The sequence below is a fragment of the Kribbella capetownensis genome, from assembly GCF_004331485.1.
In the GTDB taxonomy this organism is placed as follows: domain Bacteria; phylum Actinomycetota; class Actinomycetes; order Propionibacteriales; family Kribbellaceae; genus Kribbella; species Kribbella capetownensis.
The window spans coordinates 312,366-321,042 of record NZ_SJKD01000010.1 but is presented as its reverse complement, the minus strand read 5'-3'; the positions used below and the strand labels follow the sequence as shown (position 1 = coordinate 321,042).

Annotated in this window: 7 protein-coding genes; 3 read left to right on the top strand and 4 right to left on the bottom strand. The window is 68.8% G+C overall.

Annotated features, from left to right (window positions below; translation table 11 throughout):
- Positions 1-95: 95 nt before the first annotated feature.
- The 4 genes from E0H75_RS36430 to E0H75_RS36415 all read right to left on the bottom strand — a co-directional run bounded on the left by E0H75_RS36430 (position 96) and on the right by E0H75_RS36415 (position 4,998).
- Positions 96-1,553 carry a glycosyltransferase family 87 protein gene (locus E0H75_RS36430; protein ID WP_131518283.1) on the bottom strand — a complete coding sequence of 486 codons (1,458 nt, stop codon included), beginning with the start codon at positions 1,551-1,553 and terminating at the stop codon, positions 96-98.
- 83 nt (positions 1,554-1,636) lie between these two features.
- A complete protein-coding gene (locus E0H75_RS36425) occupies positions 1,637-2,434 on the bottom strand; it encodes an alpha/beta fold hydrolase (RefSeq protein WP_131518248.1) in 798 nt (265 codons plus the stop codon).
- 5 nt (positions 2,435-2,439) lie between these two features.
- A complete protein-coding gene (locus E0H75_RS36420; protein ID WP_131518247.1) occupies positions 2,440-4,356 on the bottom strand; it encodes a glycosyltransferase family 4 protein in 1,917 nt (638 codons plus the stop codon).
- Between the two features lie 111 nt (positions 4,357-4,467).
- Positions 4,468-4,998 carry a MarR family winged helix-turn-helix transcriptional regulator gene (locus E0H75_RS36415; protein WP_202873348.1) on the bottom strand — a complete coding sequence of 177 codons (531 nt, stop codon included), beginning with the start codon at positions 4,996-4,998 and terminating at the stop codon, positions 4,468-4,470.
- 40 nt (positions 4,999-5,038) lie between these two features.
- Here E0H75_RS36415 and E0H75_RS36410 point away from each other — a divergent pair, with 40 nt between their 5' ends.
- From E0H75_RS36410 to E0H75_RS36400, 3 genes are read left to right on the top strand one after another with little or no spacing between them, the layout of a single operon-like run.
- A complete protein-coding gene (locus E0H75_RS36410; RefSeq protein ID WP_131518246.1) occupies positions 5,039-5,932 on the top strand; it encodes a DMT family transporter in 894 nt (297 codons plus the stop codon).
- On the top strand, positions 5,929-7,953 hold the full coding sequence (locus tag E0H75_RS36405) for a glycoside hydrolase family 36 protein (RefSeq protein ID WP_131518245.1): 2,025 nt from the start codon (positions 5,929-5,931) through the stop codon (positions 7,951-7,953). The genes E0H75_RS36410 and E0H75_RS36405 overlap by 4 nt, the downstream gene beginning before the upstream one ends.
- A gap of 59 nt (positions 7,954-8,012) precedes the next feature.
- Complete coding sequence (locus tag E0H75_RS36400) at positions 8,013-8,657, top strand: LysE family translocator (RefSeq protein ID WP_131518244.1); 645 nt, start codon at positions 8,013-8,015, stop codon at positions 8,655-8,657.
- Positions 8,658-8,677 lie beyond the last annotated feature (20 nt).

The following is an 8,677-nucleotide window of genomic DNA, read 5'->3' as shown; positions in this document are numbered from 1 at the left end:
CCCGCGCGCATCCTGCGGGTTCAGCAGGCTCGTCGCGGGTCCGTGATGCCGGTCGGCGCGATCGTGGTTGGCACCAACCTCCTGACCGGATACAGCTAGGCGGTCGCCAACTGACCGGGCGCGGCGTCGGACTTGACGCCATCGCTCGGATCGTCGACCAGATCACCCTGACGAACCGGATCGTTCTCCGGCAACAGGATGTCGCGCGCCACCACGAGCATCAGCCACAGCGTCCCTGCCATCCGCAGGATCACGGCGAACCAGTAGATCCGGTCCGGAACGTCGGGATTCCCCGGCGCCAGGAACTGGGCCAGATGCATCCACACCAGCATCCAGTAGAAGCATTCGCACGCCTGCCAGATCAGCCAGTCCCGCAACCGCGGCCGTGCCAGCGCCACCAGCGGCAGCAGCCAGAGCACGTACTGCGGTGAGTAGACCTTGTTGATCAACAGGAACGCCGCCACGACCAGGAACGCGAGCTGTGCGAAGCGGGGCGGCCGCGGCGCCATCAGGCCGAGGATCGCGATCGACAGGCACAACCCGGCGAAGATCACGATGTTCAGCTGGTTGACGTCGGCGACCTCGTGCTTGGCCAGCTTCAGCACGTACCAGATCGATCCGTAGTCGCTCTCGCGCTGATCGTTGAACGTCCAGAACGACATCCACTCGTTCTTCGCGAGCAGGTAGATCGGCGCGTTCACCAGAGCCCAGGAGAGGCCCGTCGCGATCACGGCCTGGAACCACGGCCACAGCTTGCGACCGCGGATGCACACGATCAGCAGCGGCCCGAGCAGTAGGAACGGATAGAACTTCGCCGCCGTCCCCAGCCCGAGCAGGATGCCGAACCAGATCGGTTTGCCGCGCGACCAGGCGAACATCGCCCCGGCCGTGAGCACGACCGCGAACAGGTCCCAGTTGATCGTCGACGTCAGCGCCAGCACCGGCGCGGCGGCGACGTACAGGGCGTTCATCGGCTGGCCGCGGGCCGCACCGGGGCGCGACTCGACGCCACGCGCGGTGGCGACGGTCAGCCCGACCAGGATCAGGGCGCAAAGGAACAGCATCACCGTGTTCACGACGAAGAACACGCCCGCGGTGGCGCGCTTCTGCTCGACCGTGTGGTCGTTCTTCGGGTCGCCGGTGATCACCCAGGTGATCCGCGCCGCGACCTCCATGAAGCCGCCGGTCAGCACCGGGTACTCGAGGACCGGGTAGTTGCCGGTGTCGAGGAACGGCCGATTGCCCTCGGCGAATCCGCGTTCCTGGTACAGGAAGCCGATGTCGGAGTAGCACAGCGCCTTGAACGGCCGCCAGCTCTGCCGGTCCCAGCCGGCCTCCATGCAGGGAGCCTTCTGCAGTACGCCGAGCGCGAAGGTGACCGTGCACACCGCGAGCGCGATCCGCAGCGGCGTCCACCAGGACGAGCTGAGCCGGGCGAACCGCCCCGACGGCCCACCGAGCCCCACGGTCAGCCCAGCAACGGCAGGATCGACCTCCGACGGGGTCAGCCGGTCCTGCGGGTCCTGGCTACGTGGTCCGGTCACGGTGGGCATCATCTCCTATCGCTCACCCAAACGACCAGGGAAGGTTACCCACCCCCGACCAGCCGGGACGGCACCCGGTCCCCCGCGCGCCGTCAGGCCGTGGTGTGGGTCACCAGCAGCGTTGCGGTCCGGTCCGGATCCTCCCACCAGAACAGATGACCCGCGTGGCCGAACACTTCAACCTTCGCCGCAGGGATCAGGCTGGAGAGCCGTTGAGCGTTCTCGACCGGGATCTGCGCGTCTGCTGTGCCGTGCAGGATCAGAACCGGTACGGCGATCGCACCGAGCCGTTCCGTGGTGTCGTGGGCCTTGGCCGCCTGCCACTGCATCAGCACGACCGGCACCGGAACCTTCACAGCGAGCGCTCGCCGGCGGTAGATCTCCAGCGCGTCCGGCACCTCTGCGGCGTACCGCGGGGACAGGTTCGCCTCGAAGCTGACCCTCAGCCCGCGCTCCACGTCCCGGCTGGCGATCGCGTCCACCATGTCCCGCGAGGTCTCGGCGATCACCCCGCTCGCTCCCCCGGCCCACGTGCACCCCAGCGCGACCGACCGAACAGTGTCCGGGTGGCGCAGTACGAGCTCCTGGGCGACCATCCCGCCGAGCGAGATGCCGAAGACGTGTGCGGATGTCCAGCCCGCCGACGCGATCACGGCGGCCGCATCGTCAGCCAGGTCGGCCACTGTGAACGGCTCGTCCGCCCGGTCGCCGCGTCCGACCCCGCGATGGTCGTACGCGACGATGTCGAACCGGTCCTCCAGGCGGCTGAGCAGTTCGTCGCCCCACATGTCGTGGTGGCCCGCCATGCCCTGGATCAGCAGCAACGGCTCGCCGCGCCCACGCCGTACGTAGTCCAGCCGTCGCCCGCCGACCCCAGTCAGAAAGTCCATCGACGTCAGTCGGCGATGAACTTCCGCAGGATCTCGGTCCCCTGCTCGCCGGCCGGCAGCCACTGGCTGTCGGGGACGGATTCGAGCAGTGCCTCGTCGGCGACGAAGACCGTGCCGTTGTAGGCCTTCGCGCGCTCCCGCGTCGCCGGGCGGTCAGGCCGCCCGTACACGACGACGCCGTGCTTGATCCGCGCCGCGGCCAGCAGCGGGAGGTCCGTGGTGATGTCGGAGCTACCGAGCACGGACTTCCAGTCCTCCATCACGACGTGCGTGATGCCGTCGAGGTCGGCCGGGGTCAGCCGGCGCCCGACCACCTCGGCCTCGTCGATCTCCCGCACCCACGCGCTCGGGACACCGTCGGAGTCCACCGGCCCGATGACCAGCCGCGGCTTGACGGTCTCGACGCCGTCCACCGGCCCGAGGAGTTCGTCGTACAGGGCGCGGAGATTGTCGGCCTGCGCTTCCCACGACATCTCGTGCCGCAACTGCGGGGAGGCGGCGCGCTCGCGGTACGGCTTGGGGTCGGCCAGGACCTTCGACACCTTGCCGGCGAGGTCTGTCGGGTTCTCCGCCTCGAACACCTCGCCGATCCCGGTCTTGCCGACGAACTCTTCCAGCGTCGGCATGTTGCTGGTGACGACCGGCAGCCCCGCGAACGTGTATTCGAAGACCTTGTTCGGCAGGGCCATCTCGTGCGACGGGTAGCGCAGGATCGGGATCAGCCCGATGTCCGCGGTGCGCAGGAAGCTGGTCACGTCGTTCGGCGCGACCGGGTTCAGGTAGTGCACCCGGTCGACCACACCGACCTTCGCCGCGAGCGCACGCAGTTCGTCGACCGGCTTCATCTCGGTCGTCGGCACGCAGACCACGGCCAGATGTACGTCGGGCAGCTGCGGCAGCGAGGAGATCGCGGTCTCGACGCCGCGGGCACGCGTGATGCCGCCGCTGTAGACGATCAGCGGTACGTCGGCGTCCAGCCCGATCGCGCTCCGGATGTCCGGCGCATCGTGATCCAGCTCGACCAGCTGCGGGCTGTTGATCACCACGCTCGGCTCGCGGTCCAGCTTGTACCGCGTGTGCAGCGTCCGCGCGATCGCAGGGCTCACCGTGACGACGCGGTCGACGGTCCGGATGTAGTCACGCTCGTGCTGCGCCCAGGCCGCCACCAGCCGCGGCGTACGGGGCGGGTACGTCGACAGGCCGGGCACGTATTCGTGAGCGTCGTACACGACCTTCACGGTCCGGCCACGCAGCGCGGCCCGGCCGGCGGCACGAGAGGCCACGCCGATGACGTGCATGTCGTGAGCGTGCAGTACGTCGGGCATCAGCCGGTCCAGCACGGCGGCGAAGATCGTCTCGTAGTCGTCGGCCTCCGGGATCACCTTGCGCCAGTTGATCGGCCGCTTCTGCTGGGTCATCCAGAGGTCCCAGCGCTGCCAGAACCGGGTCGCCTTGCGGGCCTCGAACTGGGCCGCGCGGTTCAGCAGCCCGGCGCCCTTCCCGGAGAACGACAGTTGCCGGCGCTGGAGTGCGCGGCGGACCGTTCCGGCCTTGAAGGCCAGCGGACCGACCGCGCCGGCCTTGCGCTGGGCGACAGCGCGCCCGGATTCGGCCTTCAGGTCGGCCAGCCGGGCCGTGACGAGAGCCTTCCGGACCGGGGCCGGCTTGCTGACCATCAGCAGCCGGCGAGCGCGGCGGACCCGGCGGCGCCGGTTCCGGTCGTCGCGCAGGAGGAACTTGCCTGGCAGCCGGATCATCACCACGCCGGCGTCGATCGTGTCGATCTTCAGCTCGCCGGAGGCCGAGACGCCCAGCAGCGTCACCCGCCGCCCGGCCTGCCCGAGAGCGACGGCTTCCTTCAGGACTCGGGTGTCGTTGGCGATGTCGTTCGCGACGATCATGACGACATGGGGGCCGGCCACGTACTCTCCTTCATGAGACTTCGGCACTGTGGAAACGCGCCGAACGCCCAGAAGCGTTGCACGGTTTCACGGACAGCCTAGGGATCGTACCGGAGTCCTAGGGGCTTGCTGTCATTCCCTGACGGCCCGAGTATCCCCCGGCGGCTCGAGGTCTGCGAGCCACGACGTGAGCAGTTCCTCCAGCTGATCCGCCTGCGCCGGACTGAGCGTGCCGAGCAACCGCCGTTCGTTGGTCATGTGGGCCGCGAACGCCTTGTCGATCAGCCGCCGTCCGGCCGGAGTCAGCCGTACGACGCGACCGCGGCCATCGGCATCACTGCGCCGACGATGGACCAGACCGGCCTCCTCCAGCCGATCGACGCGCTTAGTGACCGCGCCCGTCGTCACCATCGTGTGAAGCGCGATCTCTCCCGGCGCCCGCTCGTACGGCGTTCCCGCACGCCGCAACGCCGCGAGCACGTCGAACTCCCCTTCGGTCAGGCCGTACTTCGCATAGAGCAGTGTCAGCTCGCCGGTCAGATGGCTCGCGATCCGGTGCAGCCGGCCGATCACGCCCTGCGGCGCGACGTCGAGATCGGGCCGCGCTACCCGCCACTCCGCCTGGATCCTGGCCACATGGTCTTCGGTGTGGTCTTCGGTCACGCCACAGACTATATCTTCCCGGGAAGATATAGTGTCTTCCGTGGAAACTACTTCGCGATGGGTGCTGATCACCGCGATCGCGCCGGTGGCGTGGGGCACGAACTACTACGTCACCCACGAGTACCTTCCGGCTGGATCCCCCTTGTACGGCGCGGTGTTCCGCGCACTGCCCGCCGGATTGCTGCTGCTCTGCCTGGCGCGACGCCTCCCCCGCGGCGTGTGGTGGTGGCGCTCGCTCCTGCTCGGCGTCTGCAACATGGGAGCGTTCTTCGCGCTGATCTACCTCGCGTCACAACTGCTGCCGGTCAGCCTCGCGTCCACGATCATGTCCGCGTCGCCGCTCGCGATGACGCTCTTCGCCTGGGGCCTGCTGTCCGAGCGGCCGACCATGCCGGTGCTGGTCGGAGCCGCGGGCGGCCTCACGGGCGTCTGCCTGCTGCTCGGTGCGGGTACGACGGCGGTCGACGTACGGGGGGTGATCGCGTCGCTGGCAGCGATGACGATGTCCTCCTGCGGGTACGTGCTGGCCAAGAAATGGGGACGCGCCGACGGGCCGTTGGCCACGACCTCCTGGCAGTTGATCGCGGGCGGCCTGGTGCTGATTCCGTTCGCTGTCGTCTTCGAGGGCGCTCCGCCGGCGCTGGATCTCGCGGCGGTCGGCGGGTTCGCGTACGTCGGCCTGATCGCGACGGCCGTTGCGTTCACGGCGTGGTTCACCGGCTTGCGCCATCTGAGGGCCGCGACGGTCGGGCTGATCGGGCTGCTCAACCCGGTGACCGGCGTACTGCTCGGGCTGACGTTGTCGGGTGAGTCGCTGACGCTTCGCCAGGTGCTCGGGCTGGCGCTGGTTCTGGCGGGGATCACGCTGAGTCGTCCACGTCGCGGATCGCGGGTTGAAGTGCGGACGGGGGAACCTTCTAAGGTTTATCGATGAACCTCCTGCGCTGGAGCACGCCCGAGCTGACCCTGACCTTCACGCTCGACGACGGTCCGGTCCGGCTGATCGCCGTCCAGGCCGTCGACGCCCCGGCCCACGAATCCCCAGCAACCGGGCAGGCGTTGGTGGAGGTTTCGGCACTCGGGTACGGACGCTCCCCCGGCACGCACCGGCACGTCGACACGATCCTTGGCCAGCGGCTGCGGTACGTCGATCATCACGACGATGGATGCACCTTGCGCATCGTCCAGGAAGACGCCGGGACCGGTCTGCGCATCATCAGTGTGTTCGAGGCGCGAGCCGGCGTACGGGCGTGGTCCGAGGCGTCGCTGACCGGGCCGGGCGAGCTCGAGCTGACCTTCCTGTCGTCGCTGGTCGTCGGTCTCGAGTCGGTCGACGCGGAGCTGTACTCGGCCGCCAACGACTGGATGGCCGAGAACCGGTGGTCGGTCCAATCACTCCGGTCGGGCGGGGTCCCGAAGATCGTCCGCGATCCGCACTACCCGGTCGCGAAGGGCCGGCACGCGGTCACGAGTATCGGCTCGTGGTCGAGTGGTGAGTCGTTGCCGGTCGGCGTTCTGGTCCACCGCGAGTACGCCCTGGGGTGGCAGATCGAGCACAACGGACCGTGGCACTACGAACTCGGTGAGAACCGGCACGGCGGCTACCTCCTGCTCAGCGGGCCGACCGATCAGGAACACCAGTGGACCGTGCAGCTGACCGCGGACGCGCCCTTCACCACCGTGCCTGTCTCGCTTGTGGTCGGGACCGACTCAGACAGCGCTCTCGGTGCTCTCACGCGGCAGCGGCGCGCGCTGCGAATGCGGCGGCCCGCGGACGACCGGATGCCGGTGATCTTCAACGACTACATGAACACGTTGATGGGCGACCCGACGACGGAGAAACTGCTGCCGCTGATCGACGCCGCGGCCGAGGCGGGTGCGGACTACTTCTGCATCGACGCCGGCTGGTACGCCGAGGGCGACTGGTGGAGCACCGTCGGTGCCTGGCAGCCGTCGACCACCCGCTTCCCGAAGGGACTCGGCGAGGTGATCGACCGGATCCGCGAGCGCGGCATGGTGCCTGGTCTGTGGCTGGAGCCGGAGGTGATCGGTGTCGACTCCACGATCGCCGGCAGCCTGCCCGACGACGCGTTCCTGACCCGGCAGGGCGTCCGGGTCGCCGAACACGGTCGCTACCTCCTGGATCTGCGCAGCCCGCTGGCCCGCCAGCACCTCGATGACACCGTCGACCGGTTGGTCAGCGACTTCGGCATCGGCTTCTTCAAGTTCGACAACAACACGATGACCGGCCCAGGCACCGACAAGGGCGGTACGTCGCTGGGGCACGGACTGCTCGAACACAACCGCGCACTGCTGAGCTGGCTCGACGCCGTCCAGACACGCCACCCGGACCTGTTGATCGAGAACTGCGCGTCCGGCGCGATGCGGATGGACTACGCCATGCTGTCGCGACTCCACCTGCAGTCGACGTCCGACCAGCAACATCCCTTGCTGTACGTCCCGATCGCGGCTGCCGCGCCGGCCGCCGTACTCCCCGAACAGGCCGGCCATTGGGCGTATCCGATCACCGGGACCACGCGCGAGGAGTTCACCCTCGCCTTGGTCAACGGCATCCTCGGTCGGCTGTATCTGTCCGGTCACCTCAACCAGATGACCGAGTCCGAGCGGGAGCTGGTCCGATCCGCGGTCAGCGCGCACCGCGGCGTACTCGAGGACCTGCCGGACCTGCTCCCCCGCTGGCCACTGGGCCTCCCGGACTGGGATGACGAGTGGATCGCCCTCGGCCTGAGCGACTCGTCGACCACCTATCTGAGTCTCTGGCACCGGGCGGCCGGACCGTCCGAGGTCACGTTCTCTCTGCCACACGCCACCATCACGCCCGTCTTCCCGACAGACCTCGATGGCTGGACCTGCAGCTGGTCAGGAGATTCCCTCACTGTCGGGACCACCGTTCCCGAGCCCTCCGCCCGCATCATCCGGGTGAGCGCTGTCTGACGGTTTCACGACGTGGAAATTCGAGTGATGGGGAGGCGACGCCGGGTCAGGATGGGGAGATGGAGACTTCGGTAGTCGTGGGGTTCGTGGTGGCCGTGTTCCTGGTGAGCGTGGTGCCGGGGCCGGACATGCTGTTCGTGGCGGCGAATGCGGCGGTCGGGGGCCGACGAGCCGGGGTGGTCGCCGCGGCGGGGATGTCGACCGGGATCGTGGTGCACACCGTGGCGGCGGCGCTGGGGCTCGGTGCGTTGATCCAGGCGGCGCCCCAGGTGCTGAACGGCGTACGGATCGCGGGAGCGGCGTTCCTGCTGTACCTCGCCTACCTGACCTGGCGGGCCAGCCGGCAGCACGTCGGTGAGCCCGAGGACGTGCCCGACGTACCCCGGCGGACGCTGCGCAAGACGTATCTGATGGCGACGCTGACGAACCTCGCCAACCCGAAGGTCATCCTGTTCTACCTGGCGTTCGTCCCGCAGTTCATCAGCACCGGCGCGAGCGCCTGGCCGGCGACCGTCCAGTTCCTGGTCCTCGGCGCGATCTTCATCCTGGTCGGTTTCCCGGTCGACGCCTCGGTCGCGCTGCTCGCGGGCGGCCTGACCAGCAAGTTCCTCCGCGCGGGCAGCACCGTCCGTCGCCGCCTGGAACGCGTCTGCGCCGGGATCTTCGCCGCGCTGGCCGCCCGCCTCGCCACCGACATCCATTGACGTCCGATGCGGACGCGATC

What these genes read in the sequence shown, in the direction of transcription:
- E0H75_RS36430 (WP_131518283.1), bottom strand. Translation starts at nt 1,553, where the DNA reads ATGCCCACCGTGACCGGACCACGTAGCCAGGACCCGCAGGACCGGCTG.
- E0H75_RS36425 (WP_131518248.1), bottom strand. Translation starts at nt 2,434, where the DNA reads ATGGACTTTCTGACTGGGGTCGGCGGGCGACGGCTGGACTACGTACGG.
- E0H75_RS36405 (WP_131518245.1), top strand. Translation starts at nt 5,929, where the DNA reads ATGAACCTCCTGCGCTGGAGCACGCCCGAGCTGACCCTGACCTTCACG.
- E0H75_RS36400 (WP_131518244.1), top strand. Translation starts at nt 8,013, where the DNA reads ATGGAGACTTCGGTAGTCGTGGGGTTCGTGGTGGCCGTGTTCCTGGTG.